This is a genomic window from Pseudomonas sp. CFBP 13719 (assembly GCF_014842095.1).
Taxonomy (GTDB): domain Bacteria; phylum Pseudomonadota; class Gammaproteobacteria; order Pseudomonadales; family Pseudomonadaceae; genus Aquipseudomonas.
Genome location: NZ_JACYVB010000003.1, coordinates 886,449 through 908,975, shown reverse-complemented (window position 1 = coordinate 908,975; position 22,527 = coordinate 886,449). Strand labels below are relative to the sequence as shown.

Genomic DNA, 22,527 nt, shown 5'->3' with positions numbered 1-22,527 from the left:
AAAAGCGCAGTACCTAACGAAGACGGTAATAAGCATGAATCTTCACGAGTATCAGGGTAAGCAGCTGTTCGCTGAATACGGCCTGCCAGTATCCAAGGGTTACGCGGTAGACACCCCCGAAGACGCCGCAGAAGCCTGCGACAAGATCGGCGGCAGCGAGTGGGTCGTCAAGGCCCAGGTCCACGCTGGTGGTCGCGGCAAGGCTGGTGGTGTGAAACTGGTTCGCAGCAAGGAAGACGCCAAGGCTTTCGCTCAGCAGTGGCTGGGCAAGCGTCTGGTGACCTACCAGACTGACGCCAACGGTCAGCCCGTCACCAAGATCCTGGTCGAGTCCTGCACCGATATCGCCAAAGAGCTGTATCTGGGCGCCGTAGTGGACCGTTCCAGCCGTCGCATCGTGTTCATGGCTTCCACCGAAGGTGGCGTGGACATCGAGAAGATCGCTCACGACACTCCCGAGAAGATCCTCAAGTCCACCATCGATCCGCTGGTCGGCGCACAGCCGTTCCAGGGCCGCGAGCTGGCATTCCAGCTGGGTCTGGAAGGCAAGCAGGTTGCTCAGTTCGCCAAGATCTTCGTTGGCCTGGCCAAGCTGTTCCAGGACCACGATCTGGCCCTGCTGGAAGTCAACCCGTTGGTCATCAAGGCTGATGGCGATCTGCATTGCCTTGATGCCAAGATCAACATCGACGCCAACGCCATGTACCGTCAGCCCAAGCTGAAGGGTTTCCATGACCCATCGCAGGATGACCCGCGTGAGGCGCATGCCGCCAAGTTCGAACTGAACTACGTGGCCCTGGAAGGCAACATTGGCTGCATGGTCAACGGTGCTGGCCTGGCCATGGGTACCATGGACATCGTCAACCTGCATGGCGGCAAGCCAGCCAACTTCCTCGACGTTGGCGGTGGTGCTACCAAGGAACGCGTAACCGAAGCGTTCAAGATCATCCTGTCCGACGCCAACGTCGCGGCCGTACTGGTCAACATCTTCGGCGGCATCGTTCGTTGCGACATGATTGCCGAAGGCATCATTGGCGCAGTGAAGGAAGTCGGCGTGAAAATCCCGGTGGTTGTGCGCCTTGAAGGCAACAACGCTGAACTGGGCGCTAAAGTACTGGCGGAAAGCGGTCTGAACATCATCGCAGCCACCAGCCTGACCGACGCTGCTCAACAAGTTGTCAAAGCTGCGGAGGGCAAGTAATGAGCGTCCTGATCAATAAAGACACCAAGGTCATCTGCCAGGGCTTCACCGGCTCGCAGGGCACTTTCCACTCCGAACAGGCTATCGCCTACGGCACCAAGATGGTCGGCGGCGTGACCCCGGGCAAGGGTGGTACCACTCACCTGAACCTGCCGGTGTTCAACACCGTCCAGGAAGCTGTCGACACCACTGGCGCAACTGCTTCGGTCATCTACGTACCGGCTCCTTTCTGCAAGGATTCCATCCTTGAAGCAGCGTTCGCCGGCATCAAGCTGATCGTGTGCATCACCGAAGGCATTCCTACCCTGGATATGCTGGATGCCAAGGTCAAGTGCGACGAGCTGGGCGTGGTCCTGATCGGCCCGAACTGCCCAGGCGTGATCACTCCGGGCGAATGCAAGATCGGCATCATGCCAGGTCACATTCACCTGCCAGGCAAAGTAGGCATCGTGTCGCGTTCCGGCACCCTGACTTACGAAGCTGTGAAGCAAACCACTGATGCCGGTTTCGGTCAGTCGACTTGCGTTGGTATCGGTGGCGACCCGATCCCGGGCTCGAACTTCATCGACATCCTGAAACTGTTCCAGGAAGACCCGAAGACCGAAGCGATCGTGATGATCGGCGAGATCGGCGGTTCGGCTGAAGAAGAAGCGGCTGCCTACATCAAGGCACACGTAACCAAGCCGGTTGTTTCCTACATCGCTGGTGTAACTGCCCCTGCGGGCAAGCGCATGGGCCATGCGGGTGCAATCATCTCCGGTGGCAAAGGTACTGCAGACGAGAAGTTCGCAGCACTGGAAGACGCCGGTGTGAAAACCGTGCGTTCGCTGGCCGACATCGGCAAGGCTTTGGCCGAGCTGACTGGCTGGGCGGTCAAGTAAGCTTCGCTTACCTGCTCGCGTAGTCGCAAAAGCCACCTTCGGGTGGCTTTTGTGTTTTCAGCGCAGGCTAACCTTGCCGGGCCAGCCACTGCTGGCGCGTCAACTCCCAGACTTCCTCTTCCATGCGGCCACATACGAAGTCCTGTTCTCGCCGAAGAACCACCTGCATGCCCTCGCGCATCGAGATCCGTCGGGACGCCTCGTTAGCCACAGCCTTGGCAACCCTCAAGAGGGGTCTGTCCAAGGTCTGGAACCAGAAACGAGTCACCACTTCGCATGCTTCGCCAACGAGCCCCTGGTTTTGCCAGGGCTTGGCGATCCAGAAGCTTCTGTTGTCGTCGCATTCGTCCATCAGGCTGATCACGCCGATCATCGTCTCAGGCGCAGCGTGCAGCCGGAGTGTCCAGTGCCATTCTTCGGCGTCGGCCATGGCCGGCAGCGCATCGTCGCGGATGTAGCGCAGCCCTTCGCCGGCGGGGTAGGGCCACGGCATGTTGGCAGTGATGTAGCGAACCATGTCCCAGTCTGCGATCAGCTGCTGGTAGCGTGGCGCGTCGGCCAGGGTGAGCGGGAGCAACAGCAGCCTGCGAGTAGTGAGCGTGGGTATGAGTGGGTCCGTACAGTCGGTCATCGTTTAATGCTCATGAAAACCGAGGACTTTACTGAGCTCACGAAGTCTCGCATGTAGGAAATATCATTAAACGATGTAGGGGCTTTCCTTAATTGATATCACCATTTATATCGATTGAGGCAATCGGCCACATTGATCTGGTTGCGGGTAGCCACTCTCATGTAATATGTCGACCCGCCATAATGTCGCAGCCCATGAACGAAAGTTCAGGTTGTGGATTCTGGCCGGCTGCCAGCAGTGACCTTGTGCTGCAAGGCATGCCAAGGTCGATGTCACTGAAGTCGCTGAAGACAATATTCAACAAGAAAGTCAGCACGCTAAGGACATGAATGTGAGGCCGATGCAACGAATTTGGCCTTCTATGCCATTTACACGGTTTGCCGACGACTCGTTTCGCGGCCCGCTCTGGGCAGCTTGAAACGTCAGCGTTGTCGGATCGAGCCAATGGCGTTCAATCCTAGGAATTTCTGTATGTTGAAGAAAGCGAACACAGCGCTGCTGGGTCTGGCTCTGTCCATCGGGATGGTGTCGGCACAAGCGGCCGAAGCGAAGAAAGTCGACGTCCTGCTGATCGGCGGCGGCGTCATGAGCGCCACGCTGGGCGTGCTGCTCAACGAGCTCGAGCCAAGCTGGTCGATGGAAATGGTCGAGCGCCTGGACGCCGTTGCCGAAGAAAGCTCCAACGGCTGGAACAACGCCGGTACCGGTCACTCTGCCTTGGCCGAGTTGAACTACACCCCGGAAGACAAGGACGGCAAGGTCCAGATCGCCAAGGCGATCGAGATCAACGAAGCCTTCCAGATCTCCCGTCAGTTCTGGGCGCACCAGGTTACTGCCGGTGTTCTGAAGAACCCACGTACGTTCATCAACTCCACGCCGCACATGAGCTTCGTGTGGGGCGACAACAACATCGAGTTCCTCAAGAAGCGCTACGAGGCGCTGAAGGCCAGCCCGCTGTTCGCCGGCATGCAGTTCTCCCAGGATCACGAGCAGATCAAGAAGTGGGTGCCGTTGATGATGGAGGGCCGCGACCCTAATCAGAAACTGGCCGTCACCTGGAGTCCGCTGGGTACCGACATGAACTTCGGCGAGATCACTCGCCAGTACGTCGGTCACCTGAAGGGTCAGAACGGCTTCGATCTGAAGCTGTCCAGCGAAGTGCAAGACATCAAGCGCAACGCCGACGGTTCGTGGCGCGTGAGCTACAAGAACCTGAAAGACGGTACCAAGACCGAAACCGACGCCAAGTTCGTGTTCATCGGCGCTGGTGGTGCCGCGCTGCATCTGCTGCAGGATTCGGGCATTCCCGAGGCCAAGGAATACGGCGGTTTCCCGGTGGGTGGCTCGTTCCTGGTGACCGAGAACCCGACCGTCGCCATGCAGCATATGGCCAAGGCCTACGGTATCGCGTCGACTGGCGCGCCGCCCATGTCCGTTCCGCACCTGGACACCCGCGTGCTGGACGGCAAGCGCGTGGTCTTGTTTGGCCCATTCGCAACCTTCTCGACCAAGTTCCTGAAGAACGGTTCGTACCTGGACCTGTTGACCAGCACCAACCTGCATAACGTATGGCCGATGACCAAGGTCGGTATCGAACAGTATCCACTGATCGAATACCTGGCAGGTCAGGTCATGCTGTCCGACGATGATCGCTACCAGGCACTGAAGCAGTACTTCCCCAACGCCAAGAAAGAAGACTGGCGTCTGTGGCAGGCCGGCCAGCGCGTGCAGATCATCAAGCGCGACGAAGAGAAGGGCGGCGTGCTGAAACTGGGTACCGAAATCGTGGTGTCCAAGGACAACAGCATTGCCGGTTTGCTGGGTGCTTCGCCGGGCGCATCGACTGCGGCACCGATCATGATCAACGTGCTGGAAAAAGCGTTCAAGGACAAGGTTGCCACGCCTGAATGGCAAGCCAAGCTGCGTCAGATCGTGCCTAGTTACGGTACCGCCCTGAACAACTCGCCAGAAGCTGTGCAGAAGGAGTGGAATTACACCGCGAAGATCCTGCAGCTGGCTGTTGCACCGCCGGTAATCGACCAGGCGGCCGCTGCTGCCAACCCGATCGAAGGTCAGGCTGCACCGAAGGCTGAAAGCAATCCAGCGGCCGACATGGCCCTGTAATCCCCAAGCCCTCGGTTTCGGGGGTGAAAGGATTGGCTGTACCGTTTCCGCTGAGTCTTGCACCGATGCGACACACAGGTGCACTCAGCGGACACTTCGCACTGCAACAGTGCGATGAGCGCGCATTTTCGCTACTCTACGCGCCGTTTTGCCCGGCTTGCCCACAAGGCTGAAGTCCGTGCACCAGGTCTGGCCTCATCCGGTTGACCGTCTTTCCCTCATCCATGGGGAAAACCTCTCTCAATTCCAATCTATTGACGTGGTTTCCTTCCAATGAAAGTGCTTAAAGGCCAGGATATTCTGGCACTTGGTTTCATGACATTCGCCTTGTTCGTAGGCGCAGGCAATATCATTTTTCCTCCCTTCGTTGGTCTGCAGGCTGGCCCGAACGTATGGATGGCAGCGCTGGGCTTCCTGGTGACTGCAGTGGGTCTGCCGGTAATAACCGTGGTCGCTCTGGCGAGGGTTGGCGGCTCGATGGATGCGTTGAGCAGCCCGATCGGCAAGGTGGCGGGCGGTTTGCTTGCAGCGGTGTGCTATCTGGCCGTCGGTCCACTGTTCGCCACACCGCGCACGGCCACCGTGTCGTTCGCCGTGGGGATGGCGCCGCTGACCGGTGAGACGCCGCTGGCGCTGTTTCTCTACAGTGCGGTGTACTTCCTGCTGGTGTTTTTCGTTTCGCTCTATCCGGGACGCCTGCTCGATACCGTGGGGCGCTTTCTGGCACCGCTGAAAATCATCGCTCTGGCGGTGCTGGGTATTGCAGCGTTTGCCCTGCCAGTGGGCCCCACCGGTGATGCGGTACCCGAGTACGTTGCGGCGCCGTTCTCACTGGGTTTCATCAATGGCTACCTGACCATGGATACGCTGGGCGCTTTGGTGTTCGGCATTGTCATCGTCAATGCCATCCGCTCCAGAGGCGTTGAATCACCCAAGCTGATTACGCGCTATGCGATCATTGCGGGTCTGATCGCCGGGGTAGGGTTGGCGCTGGTGTATGTCAGTCTGTTTCGTCTGGGATCGGGCAGCCACGCTGTAGCTGCCGGTGCTACCAATGGCGCAGCGGTGTTGCATGCTTACGTGCAGCACACATTCGGTGCCCTGGGCAGTGGTTTCCTGGCCGTGCTGATCTCGCTGGCCTGCCTGGTGACTGCAGTGGGTCTGACCTGCGCTTGCGCCGAGTACTTCAGCCGAGTGCTGCCGCTGTCCTATAAGACGCTGGTGCTGTTGCTCGCGCTGTTTTCGCTGCTGGTGTCGAACCTGGGGTTGACCAAGCTGATCGCTTTTTCGATTCCAGTGCTGACGGCCATCTACCCGCCGTGCATTGTGCTGGTGGCGTTGAGCTTCTGCGCAGGGCTGTGGCATTCGCAGTCGCGCATTCTCGGGCCGGTCATGTTCGTGTCGTTGCTGTTCGGCCTGATCGATGCGATCAAGGGGGCGGGGTTCTCGCAATGGCTGCCGACATCTCTGCTCGATCTTCCCCTGAGCGAGCAAGGCCTGGCCTGGCTGGTGCCTTCGGTGGCAACCCTGGTGGTGGCGGTGTTGATCGATCGCCTGATGGGCGCAAGGGTTCAAGCAGCGGCTTGAGCTGTGCTCCACCCACAAAAAAGCCAGCTCTAGAGCTGGCTTTTTTTTGCAGCGGTGTTCATGACGCTTCGGCTGCAGCCTCGACGTCATGGGCGATCAAAGACACCAGCGCATTCTGCTGTCGGTGAGACAACTGACGGAAACGCTGCAGAAGCTCACGCTCGTGCAGCGACAGCTCCGGACTGTCCATCTTCATGCTCAACTCTTCACCCAAGGCACCTTCCTGGATCAGGCTCTGTTCCAGGCGTGCGATGATCTCGGAGTTCATGCTTCGGTGATGGTTACGAGCCACCTCAGCGATCTGCTCACGCATCCCGTCGGGAAGACGTACTACAAATTTGTCAGCCGTGCGGCTGGAGTAAACAGCCTGTTTGAGTGGGCGCATAGTGTTGACCGATAAGTTCAGGGGGAGCGGTTCTCGAAGTAGGCCGCAGGATGTCGGTTAGGACACGCCGATCGGCAAATTGTTCCAGCCTGCCGATGCCACGCTATGATGCCTTATTGCGACATAACCTTGACGCCAAATCTGTGACAAATAATGATCCGAATCGTGGCATTTTGCCAGTCCCCAGCGGCAGGTATTTTACAAGGCCGGTGGAAATTTGCGATCACGCCGTTCGAATAAAGTCGAAGATTCGTTCGAGAGGTGCTCTGACCCGTCTTGTGCACACCGCGCACAGCACGTGCGAGCTACCCTTGGGCTAGCATAGTGACATTTGGGCCATTTGCTAGTATTGATTTTCGCTACGCGGCAATTGGGTTGAAATCAATGCAGGTATGGATCGAATTTGATCCTGCGGCCTTTGACCATTGCCAGCAAAAATGCCACAGCGCTTATGCTTCCCAGCACTTGCAGCGTTGTCCCCAAAGCGACGGCGTTCTGCTCGAGGGTGAGTGCGCCGATCCAGCACACGGCAGCCACTAACATGAACGCCAAGGCGTATCTCGACATCGACAACTCCTTAAAATATGTAGCGTTCAGACCGTTGCTTCGTCGCGGTCTCGTTGACACCCTGTGCAGCCATGACAGGGCGTTCAGGGCCCGAAGCCGCGACGCGGGCAACAGGCGCAGGGATTAGTCGAGCAGCGTCGATGTGGACAAGTGCAGGATCGTCGGCTTGAGTGTGGAACTGAAAGCCAATGAAGGTGACCAATGCCATAACGTTGAGCATGACGAGGACGTTGTTCATTGGGACGCTCCATGGCTGGTGGTGGCAAATCAGTGTTCAGCCAGGAGCATAGCAGGGCGCGTGCCAACTCTTTAGTTAGCGAAATCTCTAGGGAATTCAGAGCCATACCAAGGAAGGCAGGCACATTGATATTGCATTCTGCATACCTGGGTCCCTGCAGGCATTGCAAAATGCATGACTGTCGCGTTCGTCCTTGATCGGCATTTGCCACGGATAAAACTGTCCACGTTGCATGACAAACCACGCGTGGCTGGGTAACATGCACGCCGTTCGTCGTGCCGCCTGGCACGACGCCGTGTGTCTCAGTAGCTCAATTGGATAGAGCATCCCCCTCCTAAGGGGAAGGTTGCAGGTTCGAACCCCGCCTGGGACACCATTCTTGCGCGTCAACTGTTTTAGCTGCGCAAGTGCCTTGAACATGCACTGCGAGGAGGCGAGTGTTCCCGCCTCAGCGACAGGGAGCCCAGACTTCACGTACTGAGCAGTCCGTTAGACGATGTTCTGATGAGGCCCGCCCGTCCGATGCAATGGCGTGAGCCCGCGTCAACTTATCCAATGATCCTTCTGCAGTGAGCGTTCTGGGTTTCAGCCGTGGGCATCCGCCAGGCCTTTCTCGATGAAACGTACCGAACTCTCTATGGCCTGCTGACCCTCTGGCAAGATCGCGGCGTAAAAGTGCCAGGCGTGAAACATCGCAGGCCATACTTCCAGGTTGACGCGAACACGGTTATCGGCAAGGTGAGTTGCAAGACGCATGGCGTCAGTCAACATCAACTCGTTTTCGCCTATCTGCACCAGAATCGGCGGAAGGCCTGTGACGTCCGCGAAGACCGGAGAGGCCAGAGGATGATTGGCCAGCGTGTCGCCCAGAAACGCTCTGGCGAGAATATCCAGCACGGGCTTGGAGTTCAGCGGATCCAGTCCTTCACGATTGCTCATGGCTGCGCCGGTGTGTTCAAGGTTTGCCCACGGAGAAATCGAGGAGCCAACGGCAGGCAATGGCAAGCCTTTGGATTTTGCCGCCACCATTACGCTGACAACCATCGCGCCGCCCGCTGACTCGCCGGAAAAGGCAATCTTGCTGGCCGGAATGTTCTGCTCGAGCAACCACTCGTAGGCGCGCAATGTGTCGTCGATGGGCGCTGGAAATGTATGCTCAGGGGCAAGGCGGTAGTCCGGCATGTATACACGAGCGCCCAGCATTTTCGCGTAATTGCCGCCGATCCCGTGGTAACCGTCTGGACGGCCAACGATGTAAGCCCCGCCGTGTATGTACATCACTACCGCGTCGGTTTTGATCTCCTGCGGAGTCACCAGGATGCCAGGCACTCCACCCATGTCGACTGCTTCGAAGCTGACGCCATCGGGCGCTGGATTATGTCCGAGCATTTTTGCGTAGGCGTCGCGGATGTCGCTTAGCTTTGTGGTCGTATCGATTCCCTTGAGAACGGGTACCAGATCGCTAAGGCTGTTGGCCCAGGTTTGGACGGCTGCTTGGACTTCTATATTCATAATGACCTCAATCGATCTTTGGGTGTGGATAAGCTAATCGAGATACTATGCTTGGTATTGGGGAATAGGGTTCCCCATTAAAGGCGCCAGCCCGCCCTGGCGGTGAGGACAGAGAGGCCCTATGGAACTCCACAACCTAAACGATATCGCCGCTTTTGTAGGCTCGGTCAATGCTGGAAGCTTCACTGCGGCGGCCAAGCAACTTGGCCTCACTCGTTCAGCGGTAGGCAAATCGATAGTCAGGCTCGAGGCGCGTCTGCAGGTACGTCTACTCAATCGCACCACGCGCAGTTTGAGCATGACGGATGACGGCCAGGTTCTTTATGAGCGTTGTGTGGGTGTTTTGCAGGACCTGGACGAGGTAGAGGATGCCCTTGCGTTTCGCCGTTCGACACCCAGTGGACGGCTGCGGATGAGCTTGCCTGTCGCGCTAGGCAGGCTTCATATCCTTGAGCACGTCGAGCGCTGTCTCGAAGAATGGCCTGCGCTGAGCGTCGACATCAGCTTTTCCGACAGGCTGGTCGATCTGATCGATGAGGGATTTGATTTGGCCATGCGCATCGGTCCGCCCAAGGAAGACTCTGGTTTACTGACGCGCACGGTGGCCTACCAACAAATGATCACCTGCGCCTCACCCCAGTATCTGGCTGACCATGCAGAGCCTGAAACCCCTGAGGATTTATCCGAGCACCAGTGCCTGCATTTCGTGAGTGGTGGAAGATTGCTTCCCTGGAATTTTCGAGTGAATGGGCGCTGTGTATCGTTCACTTGTAGTGGAAGGCTGCAAATGGACAGCGCTGAGTCGTTGCACCGGTCTGTTGTCGCGGGGCTGGGCATCGCTACGCTGCCGTCTTACGTGATAAATGAGGATTTGAGAAACGGCAAGCTCGTTCAATTGCTCGCCGTGTATGCAGAGGCCGCAGAGCCCATTCGGGTTATTTACCCCAGCAAGCGACACCTCTCTCCAAAGATTCGACTCTTCATCGATAAGCTTGTAGAGGCTTGGTCACCCTGCCCACCTTGGGAACAACGCGCTGGCGCTGCCCGACCTTGAGTACACAGGCCTTCCGTGGTTCGGCCTGTTTTTCAGGGGTTGGAGGCTCTGCGAGAGGTACCCGGCGCCGCCTAGGTTTGCCGCTGCCCTTCAGCGATATCGGACTCGGGCAGGGTCGGGATCGATGCAGGGGCCTATCCCCCTAGGGAAGGAGCTGCGGCAGGGGTTCATGGGTAGCTTTACCTGAGCCCCCGGCGACTCTATCGCCTCAGGTCGCCTCAGGTCGTTACGGCGCGATTGGCGGCGACGATCTGCTCGTGTGTGAATTGACTGGCCGGTGCCATGAACTTTAGCAGCAACGCGTCGCGGTTCACAGGCGCCCGCGCCTTGTCTGCCGCTTGCAGTGCCAGTCGCAATTGAGGGAGCGTCAGCTCGGTACAGTAAGCCGGCGTCCCCGGTTGCTGACGCCATGAATCTTCAAGGCTGCCGGCGGCAAGCGCCGTAAAGCCGGTGTCTTCGACGAGGTCCTGGGCATCGAGGTGGCAGGCTGACTTGATCTGGCGAGTGACGGCTCGGACGGCCGCTTCCAGGTTTCGTCTGTCGAGTCAGATCGACGACCACACGTCGCTCGTCCACGGCAGGTGATTGCTGTCAACCGGTGCTTTGAAACCCGCGCCAACGCCGGCTCGGCAATGGGTCATTTCTGCGCCAGCAGGGCTTTCCTGGCAGCCTTTTCGTCTTTCATGGCGGCAAGCTCACGCTGACACACCTCGACATCGAATGAGTTGTCCCATTTGGCGATTGCGATGGTGCCGATGCCGTTGCCGATCAGGTTGGTGACCGCCCGAGCCTCGTTGAGGAACCGGTCGATGCCCAGCAACAGGACGAGGCCAACCAGAGGAATGGAATGGATCGTGGTGAGCGTGGCGGCCAGGGTTACGAACCCGGCGCCTGCCACGCCGGCCGAGCCTTTGGAGGTCAGTAGAAACACAGCCAGCAGAATCATCTGGTCCGCGAACGTCAGCGGGGTGTTGGTCGCCTGGGCAATGAAGATCGCGGCCATGGTCAGGTAGATGCAGGTACCGTCTGCGTTGAAGGTGTAGCCAGTAGGTAGCACCATACCTACCACCGATTTCTTGCAACCCAGTTTTTCCAGCTTGACCATCATGCGGGGCAGCACGGCTTCTGTGGAACAGGTGCCCAGGGTGATGAGGATTTCATCCTTGAAGTAGCGTAGGAACTGCATCAACGGCATGCCTGACCACCTGGCGACCGTGCCCAGTATCACGACGATGAAAATCAACGTGGTGATGTATAGCGCCACCAGCAACTGGCCGAGTGAGAGCAGCGTACCGATACCGTATTTACCAATGGTGAACGCCATACCGGCACCGGCGCCAAGCGGAGCCAGACGCATGACCATGGCGACGATCTTGAACAGCCCTTGCAGGAACAGATCGATGGTATTGATCAGAGGCTTGCTGGTTTCGCCCAGCTGAACCAAGGCAATGCCCATCAACACCGAGAGCAGTATCACCTGAAGCATCACGCCGTTGGAAAAGGCGCCGATGAACGTGTGCGGGATGATGTTGAGAAAGAACTCGACGGTGCCGCCTTGCTCGCTGGCGGCCTGGCTGTATTTATTGATGGCGCTGGCATCCAGGGCGCTGACGTTGATGTTCATGCCGACACCAGGCTTGACGATGTTGACCACGATCAACCCGACGACCAGCGCAATCGTCGACAGAATCTCGAAGTAGATCAGGGCTTTCACACCGATTCGCCCGACCTCCTTGATGCTGCCCATCTTGGCGATACCGACCACCACCGTGCCGAAGATGATCGGTGCCAGCAGCATTTTGATCAGCTTGATGAAACCGTCGGCAAACGGTTGCAGCTTGGCGCCTATGTTGGGAGCGAAGTATCCAATGGCGGCACCGATGACGATACCGATCAACACTTGCACATACAGCTGGCCGTACCAGCGGGTTCTGGAGATTTCCACGAGAGCACCTCATTTTATTGTTGTGATGGGCATGTGGCGTGACGTCAGTGCCTGACGCCAGCGTTCGCGGCCTGTTTGGCACAGGCCGCAGAGGGAGGCGATCAGCCTTCGCCAAGCTCGCGCATGACGGCGTAGAGGGCCGACTTGGCTTCGAAACCGACACCGGGAATGTCCGGCAGGCCGACATAGCCGTTTTCGACCTGGATACCGTCAGCGAAGCCACCGAACGGCTGGAACACATCCGGGTAGGATTCGTTGCCACCCAGGTGCAGGCCCGCGGCAATGTTCAACGACATTTGGTGGCCGCCGTGCGGGACCACGCGGCGCGATGACCAGCCCATGTCTTCCATTACTTTCAGGGTGCGCATGTACTCGACCAGGCCGTAGGACAGTGCGCAGTCGAACTGCAAGTAGTCACGGTCGGGGCGCATGCCGCCATGGCGCAGCAGGTTGCGGGCGTCCTGGTGGGAGAACAGGTTTTCGCCGGTGGCCATGGGCAATTCGTAGTGATTGGCGAGCTCGGCCTGCAGGGCGTAGTCCAGCGGATCGCCGACCTCCTCGTACCAGAAGAGGTTGTACTTCTTGATGGCTTCGGCGTAGGCGATACCGGTTTGCAGGTCGAAGCGACCATTGGCATCGACCGCCAGGCGCCGGCCATCGCCGACCACTTCGAGCACTGCTTCGATACGCCGGATGTCTTCATCCAGCGGCACCGCGCCGATCTTCATCTTGACCACGTCGTAGCCACGGTCCAGATAGCTCTGCATTTCAGCCTTGAGCTTGGTCTGGTCCTTGCCGGGGTAGTAGTAGCCACCGGCGGCATACACCCAGACCTTGTCGTCCGCCACGCCGTTGCGATAGCGGTCGGCCAGCAGGCGATACAGCGGCTTGCCTTCGATCTTGGCGACCGCATCCCACACCGCCATGTCGATGGTGCCAACGGCCACCGAGCGCTCGCCGTGGCCTCCAGGCTTTTCGTTGGTCATCAGCGCTTTCCAGATGGCGAACGGGTCGAGGTTGTTGTTTTCGTGATCGACGAGGGTATCGGGGTCGGCGTCGGTGATACGGGCAAGGAAGCGGTCGCGCATCAGCGCACCCTGGCCATAGCGACCGTTGGAGTTGAAGCCGTAGCCGATGACCGGTTTGCCATCGCGGATCACGTCGGTGATGACCGCCACGACCGAGCAGGTCATCTTGGAAAAGTCGATGTAGGCGTTGGCAATGGGGGAGGCGATGGAAACGGTCTTCTCACGAATGTCGACGATGCGCATGGAGGGGTTCCTCTTATGGGTTGTGGCCCCACGTTAGGCTTTGCGAAGTCACCCGCCCAATGCTATTAATGCCGAACCCTATGCACAGAAGGCATGGCCCTTGGAACTCGTCTGGCTTGAAGACCTTTCGGCGCTTGCCGAATACGGCAGCTTCGTGCGCGCGGCCGAAGCCCGGCACATCACCCAGCCGGCCTTCAGCCGCAGGGTTCGCTCGCTTGAAAACTGGATGGGGGTGGAACTGTTCGTGCGCACGCCCCATGGCGCGACCCTGACAGAGGCAGGGAGGCAGATTCTGCCCGGTGCACAGGAGGCGGCGCGCCACTTGTATCGGCTGCGCAACGAGGCGCAGGAAGTGGCGGGCGTGTCGGCACGCTCACTGAAGTTCGCCGCCACTCACTCGCTGTCGTTCACGTTTTTCCCGAGGTGGCTGCGCAGTTCGGAAAGCGGTGCACCCATCGAAGCGGTGCAGCTGCACTCCGACAGCATGGCTGTCTGCGAGCAGATGCTTATACACGGCCAAGTCCAGTTTCTGCTCTGCCATCGCCATCCCGATGTTCCGCCCCTGCTGGCGCCCGATCAGTTCATCAGCAAGAAGGTCGGAGAAGACGTTCTGGTACCGCTTGCCAGTGCCTCCTCGCACTTCGACACCTCGCCCGCCGCACTGCCGTATCTTGCCTATACCCATGAGTCGGGGCTGGGGCGGATCGTCGCCCACAGGCTGCGGGGCAAGGAGGACTACCTGCACCTGCGCCCGCTGTTCAGCAGCCACCTGGCGGCGGTGCTCATGTCCATGGCCCTTGAAAGCAAAGGCGTGGCCTGGTTGCCCAAGAGCCTGACCGAGCAGGAGCTTCACGAGGGACGCTTGGTGAGGGCGCTCGACGAGAGCTGGGACATACCGCTGGAAGTGCATCTGACTCGGCCGAAAGCGGACCTGGGTCAGTCCGCTGAAGCGTTTTGGACGAGAGCAGGTATGGATTTGCGGCCTGTCAGCTGACTCACCGGTCGTGCGATACGCTGATTCTGCGCTTCGCCTACCTGGCGACCGATGCGTCGCGCTGCGTTGTTACCGACGTGCCGCCTGCAGCTGCGCGGGTTGCCGCGCGTCCCGCCAGACAGGCCAGTACCGCTGCCACGCCGAGCAACCCGGCGCTCGTTTCAAAGGTCGCCCGGTAGCCGCTTGCGTCGAATACCAGCCCTCCGACAATGGCCCCGGACGCTATGGCCAGTTGGATGATTGCTACCATCAAGCCTCCGCCTGCCTCTGCATCGTCTGGCAGTGTTCTTGCCAGCCACGTCCACCATCCCACCGGTGCGGCCGTCGCAACCACTCCCCAAAGCCCCAGCAGGACTACGGTGATGGCGGTCGAGCTGCCAAATGAAACCAGCGCCAACGCGATGGCTGCCATCAGGACAGGGATGACAGCCAGCGTTCGGTGCAAGCCATTTTTCAGGAACGCTTCGATCAGGAAGGTGCCTGCCAGCCCGGCCAGGCCCAGCACCAACAGCATCAACGGCAGCATGGAAACGCTGACGTGTGTAACCGTTTCCAGAAACGGACGCAGATAGGTGAACAGCATGAACTGGCCCATGAAAAACACGCTCACCGCAATCATGCCCAAGGCTACCGGGGTGCGTTTCATCAACGTGAGAACGTTGCCGGTGCCCGACCCGCTTTGCGCTTTCATGGTTGGAAGGCTCATCAACAACCATGCACAGGCAATCACGGCCACGGGAAGAAGGGCCATGAACGCGCCGCGCCAGCCGATCATGGCACCGAGAAAGCTGCCCAGGGGCGCTGCCACGACCGTTGCCAAAGCATTGCCGCCGTTGACGATAGCCATGGCCCGGGTAACCTGGCTTTCCGGCACCAAGCGCATGGCGGTTGCTGCAGACAATGACCAGAATCCGCCGATGGCGACGCCGATAAGTGCACGTCCGCCCATGAAAACCCAATAGTTGGGTGCAAACGCAACGACGGTTCCGGAAACGATCATCAGCAGTGTGAGTGACACCAGCAGCGGTTTACGGTCGACCCGAGCGGCCACAGATGAGATCAGAAGACTGGTGAAAAGCGCGAACAGCCCCGATACGGAAATGCCCTGGCCGGCCTGGCCCTCGGTGATGTGCAGGTCCGATGCAATGGGGGTGAGCAGGCTGACGGGCATGAACTCCGAGGCCACCAGCACGAAGGCGGCCAGCGACATGGCGAAGACGGCGCCCCATGATCCCCCGGTCTGAGCGGTGGAGGTCAAAGATCGGTTCATTCGGGTGTTCTCTTCCAAAGACTTGTCGGCCAACATTGTCGTGGTCCGATGGGTCATTGCGTAGCGCATTGCGCTGGATTACTTGCCTGATCCTATGAGTCTGCACTGGATGGCGGGACGAAAGAGCAGAGGCGGGTTAGAGTTCGTGACACGGGAGCAAGGTGAATATGACGAACGAATTCGACACGACTGGCCCAGGCTCAGCGACGCACGAAGCGCTGACGCGGATGATCGCTTCGCACACCAAGGCGCCGGGTGATTACCGAACGGACATTGCAGGTCTCGGTTTTTTTCGACGCGACTGCCCGGCGCCGCCCATGACCTGCATGGTGGAGCCCAGCATCATTCTGGTTGCACAGGGCGAGAAACGGCTGTGGGTGGGGGGCGAAGGTTATCGCTACAGCACCTCGAAGTTTCTCATCACGTCGCTGGATCTGCCTGCCAACTCCGAAGTGCTGGTTGCCAGCCACGAACAGCCATGCCTGGGGCTGACGTTCAAGCTGGATATGCGCATGCTGGCCGAGCTGATAGCGCTGGGTGATCTGCCGCCCACCCGTGATCGCGCCGCGGTGCAGGGTGTAGGTATCGGTTCGGTAACGATGCCGTTGCTGGCCTCGTTCGAACGGCTGCTGGCGTTGTTCGACGAGCCACAGTCCATTCCCGTCCTGGCTCCGCTGATCCAGCGCGAAATCCACTACCGGCTTCTACAAGGTGACCAGGCGGATCGGCTACGACAGATCACCGCGGTCGACGGCCAGGGTTATCGGATAGGCAGGGCGATCGACTGGCTGAAGTTGAATTACACGTCAGCGCTGCGCGTCGATGAACTGGCGGCCAGGGTGCAGATGAGTACCCCGACCTTTCATCATCATTTCCGCCAACTCACCCGGATGAGCCCGCTGCAGTATCAAAAGTGGCTGCGGCTCAATGAAGCGAAACGATTGATGCTCAGCGAACATCAGGACGTATCCAGCGCCGCTTTCAAGGTGGGCTATGAAAGTCCGTCGCAGTTCAGTCGCGAATACCGGCGTCTGTTCGGCGCGCCACCCAAGCGCGACATCGCGGCCCTGCGCGGAAACGGCTAGCCTGGCCGCTTTATCGCCTACCTGGTCGCCTTCACTGAAATAGGCAAGAACGCCACTCGATTGGGCAAGTGGCGTCCCGCAGCCGACTGCATACTGATTCGCCGGATCGGCGAACGCGATGACGCCTCCCCGTAGTGCATCGACGCCCCCGCAGGTTTGAACCCGCTCTGCAAGACACCGGCAAACGCTGCCCTCGCTGCCATGTCGAGCATCGTGTGGGTCCTTAATGGCGTGATCCGCGACACGCTTTGAAACCATAGTGCCCTGTCACCTGACGTACGACCTCAACCAATGGCGTCATCCAGGTGTCTGCACTAGGCGAAGCAATACCGTGATTCGAGACATAAAAAATAGATGAGGACCGCAACATGACCGATCCGACCGAAAAGTGTTCCCCCGATCCAGACGGTTCCAGTGAGCTGTTCAAGGAGCTGACCACGCCCTCGCGGCGCAATTTCCTGCGCACCATGGGCATCTCGGGCATGGCCGCTGCCACCGCCCCGGTGTGGGCCCAGGCCGCCCAGTTGGCGCCTATCGACGACAGTGACAAGCCGCTGGCCAAGGGCGAGCAGCGGATCACGCTCAAAGTCAATGGCCAGCCGCACACGCTCAACGTGCCCGGCAACGCCGTGCTGCTGGACGTGTTGCGCGACCGCCTGATGCTGACCGGCACCAAGAAGGGCTGCGACCACGGCCAGTGCGGGGCCTGCACGTTGCACATCAATGGTCAGCCGGTGAACAGCTGTCTTTCTCTTGCGGCCATGCACCAGGGCGATGACATCACCACCATCGAAGGCCTGGAGCGCAATGGTCAGTTGCACCCCATTCAGGAAGCCTTCTGGGCCCACGACGCTTTCCAGTGCGGTTATTGCACCTCGGGTCAGATGATGACCGCTGCGGCGATCATCAAGGACCCGGACATCGGCGCCGACGACGCCAGCGTGCGCGAGGCCATGAGCGGCAACATCTGCCGATGTGGCGCGTACAAGAACATCCTTGCCGCCGTACAGGATGCCCGTGGCAAAGTACAGGGAGCCAGCTGATGAGAGCCTTGGAATACACCCGCGCAACCAGCCCCGAACAGGCCGTTGCGACCCATGCCCGCAATGAAGCCACGGCGTTTCTCGCCGGCGGTACGACCCTGCTGGACCTGGTCAAGATCGATATCATGCAGCCTGATCGGGTGATCGACGTGCATACCCTGGCGCTGGATCAGGTCGAGACCTTGAGCGATGGCCGGACCCGTATCGGCGCCATGGTCAGCAACACGCGTCTGGCCAACCACCCGCGTATCAAAAGTGATTACGCGGTGCTGTCCCAGGCGCTGCTGTCAGGGGCGACCACCCAGCTGCGCAACAAGGCGACCACTGGCGGCAATGTTATGCAGCGGGTGCGCTGCAATTATTTCCGCGACGGCGTTTCCGCCTGCAACAAGCGCGTGCCGGGCTCGGGCTGTGCTGCCATCGGCGGGCACAACCGTAGCGTGCACGCGGTACTGGGCACCAGCGACCAGTGCATTGCCACCCATCCTTCGGACATGTGCGTGGCCATGGCGGCCATTGGCGCGACCGTCCAGGTGCAAGGCCCCAACGGCAAACGCGAGATCGACTTCCAGGATTTCCACTTGCTGCCGGGCGCCACGCCGTGGAAGGAGCATGCGCTGCAGCCTGACGAACTGATCACCCACGTCACCCTGAATGCACCATTGGCCAACGGCAAATCGGCGTACCTGAAGCTGCGTGATCGCGCGTCGTACCAGTTTGCGCTGGCTTCCAGCGCGGTGATTCTGGTCATGGACGGGCAGGTCATTCGCGAGGCCCGCATCGCGCTGGGCGGCGTCGGCACCAAGCCGTGGCGTGCGCTGGAAGCCGAGCGCGCACTGCGCGGTGCGGCCGCTACCCCGGAAAACTTTGCCAAGGCCGCAGCCATCGCGCTGCAAGGGGCCAAGCCATATGCACACAACGCCTACAAGATTCCCCTTGGGCAGCAGGCCATCGTGCGCAACCTCTCCACCCTGAGCACAGGAGCCATGGCATGAGCGAGTCAATCATGGGGGCGTCCCCACGCCGCATCGACGGTCGCCTGAAAGTCACCGGCAGCGCGCAGTATGCGGCCGACCATCAGCCCAAGGGCATGGTCTTCGCCTATGGCGTCTACAGCACCGTGGCCAGTGGCTCGATCACATCTTTGGACATCGAGGCGGCGCGCCGCTCGCCTGGCGTGCTGGAAATTCTTCACCACGGCAACTTTCCCCAGGCGTTCCATACCTCGCCCGTGCCTTTTTCCCTGGCAGGGGTGCTGACAGGCTCGCGTACCGACGAGAAAAGGCTGCCGTTCGAGGATAACGTCGTGCGTTATGCCGGGCAGTTCGTGGCGCTGGTGGTTGCCGACACGTTCGAGCACGCGCGCGAAGCGGCCTACAAGGTCAAGGTCAGCTACAGCGAAAGCGCCGCTGCAGCCAATCTGGAGCAGGGTCTGAAGCGCAAGGCAGCTGCCGATGGCGGGCAGGGTCACAAGCGCGGCGATCCAGCCAGCGCCTTCGATGGCGGCGCGCAGACGGTAGACGCCACTTACACGACGCCCGTGGAAACCCACAACCCGATGGAAATGCACGCCACGGTTGCGCTGTGGGACAACGGCCGACTGGTGGTGTATGAATCCACCCAATCGGTCGTGGTTCACCGCAACACCCTGGCGCAGATCTTCGGTCTGCCCACCGAGCGCGTGGAAGTCCGCGCGCCGTTCATTGGTTCGGGCTTCGGCGGCAAGCTATGGATCTGGCCGCACTCGGTAGCCGCCTGTGCAGCAGCCAAGATCGTCGGCCGACCCGTGCAACTGGTACTTCCGCGCGCGCAGATGTTCACCACGGTTGGGCATCGTCCGGAGACCCGCCAGCGCATGCGCCTGGCGGCCGATGGCAAGGGCAAGCTGGTTTCCCTGCGTCATGAATCACTCAACACCACCGGGATCGGCGACCAGTATGTCGAGAACTGCGGTGGCATGAGTGCCAGTCTGTACTCGTGTGCCAACGTCGAAGTCACCCATGGCACGGTGCAGGTCAACCGCGGAGCACCGACCTCGATGCGGGCTCCTGGCGCAGCCCCTGGCCTGTTCGCGCTGGAGTCGGCCATCGACGAGCTGGCCGAACGCTGCAAGATGGACCCGCTCGCGTTTCGCCAGTTGAACTGGGCCGAGCAGAACGAGCAGGAGAAATTGCCGTGGTCCGGCAACCATCTGCGCGAAGCGCTGGCGCAAGGCGCCGAGCGTTTCGGTTGGGCCAAGCGTACGCCGGGTATCGGCAGCATGCGCGATGGCCATGAGATCGTCGGCTACGGTATGGCGCAGTGCAACTGGGATGCCTTCCGCACGCCGTGCGAAGCACGGGTTTCGCTGACCTCCGACGGTCGCGCCGTGGTGTACTGCGGTGCCCAGGACATCGGTACCGGCACCTACACGGTGCTTGCCCAGTGCGTCAGTGACATCACCGGTCTGCCGCTGGAGCGGATCACGGTAGAGCTGGGCAACTCGTCCTACCCGCCCGCGCCTGTTTCCGGCGGTTCGTGGATGACCGCCAGTGCCTTGCCGGCCGTGGCAGAGGCCACGCGCGCCGCGCTCACCCAGCTCAAGAGCTTCGCAGCCTCGGAAGAGGGCGGGCTGGCCAATGCCAAGCCAGAAGCGATCACGGTCAGCAACGGGCGTCTGCAGGACGGTTCGACCAGCCTGGAGTTCGCTGAAGTACTCAAGAAGCTGAAGATCGCCAGTGCAGAAGGCGAGGCACACACCGGCATGGCCGATACCAAGAAACACGCGTTCAGCTCGTTCGGCGCGCATTTCGTCGAGGTGCGCTGGGATCCGGGTATCTCCCGCCTGCGCGTGTCGCGCGTGGTCAGCGCTATTGATGTGGGGAAGATCATCAATGCCAAGACCGCGCGCAATCAGGTCGAAGGCGCCATCGTCATGGCCATCGGCATGGCGCTGTTCGAGTCGACCGACTACGACGAGCGCAACGGCATGCCGGTGAACAACAACTACGCGGAGTATATGGTGCCAGTGCACGCCGATCAGCCGGACATCGATGTGATCCTGCTCGATTACCCCGACTACAACCTCAACGAATACGGTGCGCGTGGTGTGGGTGAAATCGGTGTGACCGGGTTGGCGGCTGCAGTGGCCAACGCGGTCTACCATGCCACCGGCAAGCGTGTGCGTGACCTGCCGATCAGCCTGGAAAAACTGATGGATGGGGTACCGACCGTCAGCGTTTAATCGCTCGTCGCCGCGCCGGGGTTCTCTCGGCGCGGTTGAACGACGCAGGTGTCAGCTACTTCAGTGACGCTTCATCCAGCCCCGCATACCACTCTGCGTAGTCGGTGTTGCGCGCCATGCGTCGGTTGACGTCGGCGCTGCCGTCGTCCCACCAGACTTCCCCGCGTTCGCCCAAAGCCTGCTTGGCGGCATCGACTTGCGCGCGCGCCTGCGTGAGAGCCTCGGGATCTTCCGAGCGCTTGGCGGCCTTGACCGCTCGCCGTGCATCCATGAGCACCTTGACCCAATGCTCGCGCACGGCCTCGGGCAGGGCAGGGTTGCTGCATCGCCAGAGCCGGCCGCGTACGACGAAATAGCGTCCATCGGGTGTGGTGGGATACATCGCGGGATCATCGACAAGGACGGTGTGAGGGGAGGGTGATGCAATCCGGCAAGCGGGCCGTATGTCGCTGCTTGCCGGTGGGTGTGGCTTAGCTCAACCAGCTTTCGACAGTGTCGGAACCGTATTCGGCTTTCCATTCCTTCAAGGTCTTGTGGTTGCCGCCTTTGGTTTCGACGACTTCACCCGAGTGGGGGTTCTTGTAGGTTTTCAGCGAGCGCGGCTTGCGCGTGGCTTTTTCAGGCGCTGCGCTGGCCTTGACTGGTTTGCCGCCTTGCTGCGGGTCGAGAATGGAAACGATGTCCCTGAGGCTTTTATTGTATTCGCCCAATAGCGAACGCAACTTGGTCTCGAACTCGATTTCCTGTTCCAGACCCTTGTCGCCTTTCATGGCCTCAAGTGCTGCAAGTTGTTCGGCCAGATGACGTTCGAGTTGACGGTATTCAGCAAGTTTGGACATGAGTATCCCCAGGCATGGATCGTGGATAAAAAAGGTAAAGGTATCGAGGCGTGATTCTGGCGCAGTGTGCGCAGCGATGCCACAACTAAATAACGTTTATTACAATGTGTGACCACCTTCGTATCCGGCCGAGGACAAGGAATGTCGCAGGCTCGATTAAACTTTTCGGCGGCCAGGGGTGTCAGGTCTTAAGTAGGCTGTCGAATCCACGGCAGCAGCCAAGAAATCTGGAGATACGAAATGAGCTTTTTTAGCAGCATCCTCGAGAAACTGGGTATCGGCAAGCACGCTGTTCCGGACGCAGACGCTTCTACACAAACCCCCGTCGCCCCTGCGCCAGGTGCATCGCCCACCACGACCGTCACTAACCAGCCTTCCGCTGCGCCGATCACCCAGGTGGATGTGGCTCAAAAGCTCGAAGCCATGGCCGCCAGCCACGGCGAAACTTTGAACTGGCGTACATCGATCGTCGACTTGCTCAAATTGCTGGGCCTGGACAGCAGCCTGACCGCGCGCAAGGAACTTGCCGAAGAGTTGCACTACACCGGTTCCACCGATGATTCGGCAGCCATGAACACCTGGTTGCATTCTGCCGTGATGAAGAAGCTCGCCGAAAATGGCGGCACCGTGCCTGCGGAATTGCTGAACTGATATATCGCTCAGCGCGCTGCACCGCT

Annotated in this window: 21 protein-coding genes, 1 tRNA gene and 1 pseudogene; 12 read left to right on the top strand and 11 right to left on the bottom strand. The window is 59.8% G+C overall.

The window, feature by feature from the left end; genetic code table 11:
* Positions 1 to 34 precede the first annotated feature (34 nt).
* Positions 35 to 1,201 carry an ADP-forming succinate--CoA ligase subunit beta gene (sucC, locus tag IFT57_RS14475; protein WP_122796369.1) on the top strand — a complete coding sequence of 389 codons (1,167 nt, stop codon included), beginning with the start codon at positions 35 to 37 and terminating at the stop codon, positions 1,199 to 1,201.
* Positions 1,201 to 2,082 carry a succinate--CoA ligase subunit alpha gene (sucD, locus tag IFT57_RS14470; RefSeq protein WP_122796370.1) on the top strand — a complete coding sequence of 294 codons (882 nt, stop codon included), beginning with the start codon at positions 1,201 to 1,203 and terminating at the stop codon, positions 2,080 to 2,082. Before sucC ends, sucD begins: the two co-directional genes overlap by 1 nt.
* A 67-nt stretch (positions 2,083 to 2,149) precedes the next feature.
* On the opposite strand, the gene IFT57_RS14465 is transcribed toward sucD, so the two are convergent.
* A complete protein-coding gene (locus IFT57_RS14465; protein WP_192151831.1) occupies positions 2,150 to 2,713 on the bottom strand; it encodes a GNAT family N-acetyltransferase in 564 nt (187 codons plus the stop codon).
* A 471-nt stretch (positions 2,714 to 3,184) separates the two neighbouring features.
* Here IFT57_RS14465 and mqo point away from each other — a divergent pair, with 471 nt between their 5' ends.
* Both mqo and brnQ read left to right on the top strand, forming a co-directional pair.
* Complete coding sequence (gene mqo / locus IFT57_RS14460; RefSeq protein WP_192048915.1) at positions 3,185 to 4,837, top strand: malate dehydrogenase (quinone); 1,653 nt, start codon at positions 3,185 to 3,187, stop codon at positions 4,835 to 4,837.
* Between the two features lie 273 nt (positions 4,838 to 5,110).
* On the top strand, positions 5,111 to 6,424 hold the full coding sequence (brnQ, locus tag IFT57_RS14455) for a branched-chain amino acid transport system II carrier protein (protein ID WP_192151830.1): 1,314 nt from the start codon (positions 5,111 to 5,113) through the stop codon (positions 6,422 to 6,424).
* 58 nt (positions 6,425 to 6,482) lie between these two features.
* Here the strand turns inward: brnQ and IFT57_RS14450 are convergent, their stop codons facing one another.
* The 3 genes from IFT57_RS14450 to IFT57_RS14440 form a co-directional block, all read right to left on the bottom strand.
* Positions 6,483 to 6,809 carry an Arc family DNA-binding protein gene (locus IFT57_RS14450; RefSeq protein ID WP_043190613.1) on the bottom strand — a complete coding sequence of 109 codons (327 nt, stop codon included), beginning with the start codon at positions 6,807 to 6,809 and terminating at the stop codon, positions 6,483 to 6,485.
* Between the two features lie 381 nt (positions 6,810 to 7,190).
* On the bottom strand, positions 7,191 to 7,376 hold the full coding sequence (locus IFT57_RS14445) for a PA3371 family protein (RefSeq protein ID WP_122796374.1): 186 nt from the start codon (positions 7,374 to 7,376) through the stop codon (positions 7,191 to 7,193).
* Positions 7,377 to 7,386: 10 nt separating this feature from the next.
* Positions 7,387 to 7,614: a hypothetical protein gene (locus IFT57_RS14440; RefSeq protein ID WP_192151829.1), complete on the bottom strand. Its 228-nt coding sequence runs from the start codon at positions 7,612 to 7,614 to the stop codon at positions 7,387 to 7,389.
* 299 nt (positions 7,615 to 7,913) lie between these two features.
* Between IFT57_RS14440 and IFT57_RS14435 the strand changes: the two genes are divergently transcribed.
* Positions 7,914 to 7,990, top strand: a tRNA-Arg gene (locus tag IFT57_RS14435).
* A gap of 209 nt (positions 7,991 to 8,199) precedes the next feature.
* Here IFT57_RS14435 and IFT57_RS14430 read toward each other — a convergent pair.
* The gene (locus IFT57_RS14430) at positions 8,200 to 9,126 is read right to left on the bottom strand and encodes an alpha/beta hydrolase (protein WP_192151828.1); all 927 of its coding nucleotides are present in this window, start codon (positions 9,124 to 9,126) and stop codon (positions 8,200 to 8,202) included.
* Positions 9,127 to 9,247: 121 nt separating this feature from the next.
* Here IFT57_RS14430 and IFT57_RS14425 point away from each other — a divergent pair, with 121 nt between their 5' ends.
* Positions 9,248 to 10,180, top strand: a complete 933-nt coding sequence (locus IFT57_RS14425) for a LysR family transcriptional regulator (protein WP_122477317.1) — start codon at positions 9,248 to 9,250, stop codon at positions 10,178 to 10,180.
* Positions 10,181 to 10,398: 218 nt separating this feature from the next.
* On the opposite strand, the pseudogene IFT57_RS27010 reads toward IFT57_RS14425, so the two are convergent.
* The 3 genes and pseudogenes from IFT57_RS27010 to IFT57_RS14415 form a co-directional block, all read right to left on the bottom strand.
* A pseudogene (locus IFT57_RS27010) lies at positions 10,399 to 10,653 on the bottom strand (3-hydroxyisobutyrate dehydrogenase); the annotation flags it as partial.
* Positions 10,654 to 10,817: 164 nt separating this feature from the next.
* Positions 10,818 to 12,125 carry a C4-dicarboxylate transporter DctA gene (gene dctA, locus IFT57_RS14420; RefSeq protein ID WP_122796376.1) on the bottom strand — a complete coding sequence of 436 codons (1,308 nt, stop codon included), beginning with the start codon at positions 12,123 to 12,125 and terminating at the stop codon, positions 10,818 to 10,820.
* A gap of 101 nt (positions 12,126 to 12,226) precedes the next feature.
* Complete coding sequence (locus tag IFT57_RS14415; RefSeq protein WP_122796377.1) at positions 12,227 to 13,396, bottom strand: mandelate racemase/muconate lactonizing enzyme family protein; 1,170 nt, start codon at positions 13,394 to 13,396, stop codon at positions 12,227 to 12,229.
* Positions 13,397 to 13,496: 100 nt separating this feature from the next.
* On the opposite strand from IFT57_RS14415, the gene IFT57_RS14410 reads away from it, so the two are divergent.
* Positions 13,497 to 14,390 carry a LysR family transcriptional regulator gene (locus IFT57_RS14410; protein ID WP_192151827.1) on the top strand — a complete coding sequence of 298 codons (894 nt, stop codon included), beginning with the start codon at positions 13,497 to 13,499 and terminating at the stop codon, positions 14,388 to 14,390.
* Between the two features lie 37 nt (positions 14,391 to 14,427).
* Here IFT57_RS14410 and IFT57_RS14405 read toward each other — a convergent pair whose 3' ends face one another.
* Complete coding sequence (locus tag IFT57_RS14405) at positions 14,428 to 15,660, bottom strand: MFS transporter (RefSeq protein ID WP_244657315.1); 1,233 nt, start codon at positions 15,658 to 15,660, stop codon at positions 14,428 to 14,430.
* Between the two features lie 227 nt (positions 15,661 to 15,887).
* Here IFT57_RS14405 and IFT57_RS14400 point away from each other — a divergent pair, with 227 nt between their 5' ends.
* From IFT57_RS14400 to IFT57_RS14385, 4 genes are all read left to right on the top strand, one after another.
* The gene (locus IFT57_RS14400) at positions 15,888 to 16,745 is read left to right on the top strand and encodes an AraC family transcriptional regulator (protein ID WP_244657346.1); all 858 of its coding nucleotides are present in this window, start codon (positions 15,888 to 15,890) and stop codon (positions 16,743 to 16,745) included.
* Positions 16,746 to 17,212: 467 nt separating this feature from the next.
* Positions 17,213 to 17,788, top strand: a complete 576-nt coding sequence (locus IFT57_RS14395; RefSeq protein WP_244647987.1) for a (2Fe-2S)-binding protein — start codon at positions 17,213 to 17,215, stop codon at positions 17,786 to 17,788.
* The gene (locus IFT57_RS14390; RefSeq protein WP_192059874.1) at positions 17,788 to 18,783 is read left to right on the top strand and encodes an FAD binding domain-containing protein; all 996 of its coding nucleotides are present in this window, start codon (positions 17,788 to 17,790) and stop codon (positions 18,781 to 18,783) included. The genes IFT57_RS14395 and IFT57_RS14390 overlap by 1 nt, the downstream gene beginning before the upstream one ends.
* The gene (locus IFT57_RS14385) at positions 18,780 to 21,011 is read left to right on the top strand and encodes a xanthine dehydrogenase family protein molybdopterin-binding subunit (protein WP_192151826.1); all 2,232 of its coding nucleotides are present in this window, start codon (positions 18,780 to 18,782) and stop codon (positions 21,009 to 21,011) included. Before IFT57_RS14390 ends, IFT57_RS14385 begins: the two co-directional genes overlap by 4 nt.
* A 55-nt stretch (positions 21,012 to 21,066) precedes the next feature.
* Here the strand turns inward: IFT57_RS14385 and IFT57_RS14380 are convergent, their stop codons facing one another.
* Positions 21,067 to 21,393: a hypothetical protein gene (locus tag IFT57_RS14380; protein WP_192048937.1), complete on the bottom strand. Its 327-nt coding sequence runs from the start codon at positions 21,391 to 21,393 to the stop codon at positions 21,067 to 21,069.
* 88 nt (positions 21,394 to 21,481) lie between these two features.
* A complete protein-coding gene (locus IFT57_RS14375; protein ID WP_122477336.1) occupies positions 21,482 to 21,850 on the bottom strand; it encodes a histone-like nucleoid-structuring protein, MvaT/MvaU family in 369 nt (122 codons plus the stop codon).
* Positions 21,851 to 22,090: 240 nt separating this feature from the next.
* Between IFT57_RS14375 and IFT57_RS14370 the strand changes: the two genes are divergently transcribed.
* Entirely contained in the window at positions 22,091 to 22,501 is a 411-nt protein-coding gene (locus tag IFT57_RS14370) for a DUF3597 domain-containing protein (RefSeq protein ID WP_122477338.1), read from the top strand.
* Positions 22,502 to 22,527: the final 26 nt, after the last annotated feature.

Excerpts from the sequence above, each read along its gene's own strand:
- sucD (WP_122796370.1), top strand. The coding sequence starts at position 1,201 with ATGAGCGTCCTGATCAATAAAGACACCAAGGTCATCTGCCAGGGCTTC.
- IFT57_RS14445 (WP_122796374.1), bottom strand. The coding sequence starts at position 7,376 with ATGTCGAGATACGCCTTGGCGTTCATGTTAGTGGCTGCCGTGTGCTGG.
- IFT57_RS14440 (WP_192151829.1), bottom strand. The coding sequence starts at position 7,614 with ATGAACAACGTCCTCGTCATGCTCAACGTTATGGCATTGGTCACCTTC.
- brnQ (WP_192151830.1), top strand. The coding sequence starts at position 5,111 with ATGAAAGTGCTTAAAGGCCAGGATATTCTGGCACTTGGTTTCATGACA.
- IFT57_RS14380 (WP_192048937.1), bottom strand. The coding sequence starts at position 21,393 with ATGTATCCCACCACACCCGATGGACGCTATTTCGTCGTACGCGGCCGG.
- IFT57_RS14390 (WP_192059874.1), top strand. The coding sequence starts at position 17,788 with ATGAGAGCCTTGGAATACACCCGCGCAACCAGCCCCGAACAGGCCGTT.
- IFT57_RS14465 (WP_192151831.1), bottom strand. The coding sequence starts at position 2,713 with ATGACCGACTGTACGGACCCACTCATACCCACGCTCACTACTCGCAGG.
- sucC (WP_122796369.1), top strand. The coding sequence starts at position 35 with ATGAATCTTCACGAGTATCAGGGTAAGCAGCTGTTCGCTGAATACGGC.
- IFT57_RS14400 (WP_244657346.1), top strand. The coding sequence starts at position 15,888 with ATGATCGCTTCGCACACCAAGGCGCCGGGTGATTACCGAACGGACATT.
- IFT57_RS14415 (WP_122796377.1), bottom strand. The coding sequence starts at position 13,396 with ATGCGCATCGTCGACATTCGTGAGAAGACCGTTTCCATCGCCTCCCCC.
- IFT57_RS14385 (WP_192151826.1), top strand. The coding sequence starts at position 18,780 with ATGAGCGAGTCAATCATGGGGGCGTCCCCACGCCGCATCGACGGTCGC.
- IFT57_RS14370 (WP_122477338.1), top strand. The coding sequence starts at position 22,091 with ATGAGCTTTTTTAGCAGCATCCTCGAGAAACTGGGTATCGGCAAGCAC.
- IFT57_RS14450 (WP_043190613.1), bottom strand. The coding sequence starts at position 6,809 with ATGCGCCCACTCAAACAGGCTGTTTACTCCAGCCGCACGGCTGACAAA.
- IFT57_RS14425 (WP_122477317.1), top strand. The coding sequence starts at position 9,248 with ATGGAACTCCACAACCTAAACGATATCGCCGCTTTTGTAGGCTCGGTC.
- IFT57_RS14375 (WP_122477336.1), bottom strand. The coding sequence starts at position 21,850 with ATGTCCAAACTTGCTGAATACCGTCAACTCGAACGTCATCTGGCCGAA.
- IFT57_RS14405 (WP_244657315.1), bottom strand. The coding sequence starts at position 15,660 with ATGAACCGATCTTTGACCTCCACCGCTCAGACCGGGGGATCATGGGGC.
- mqo (WP_192048915.1), top strand. The coding sequence starts at position 3,185 with ATGTTGAAGAAAGCGAACACAGCGCTGCTGGGTCTGGCTCTGTCCATC.
- IFT57_RS14395 (WP_244647987.1), top strand. The coding sequence starts at position 17,213 with ATGGGCATCTCGGGCATGGCCGCTGCCACCGCCCCGGTGTGGGCCCAG.
- IFT57_RS14430 (WP_192151828.1), bottom strand. The coding sequence starts at position 9,126 with ATGAATATAGAAGTCCAAGCAGCCGTCCAAACCTGGGCCAACAGCCTT.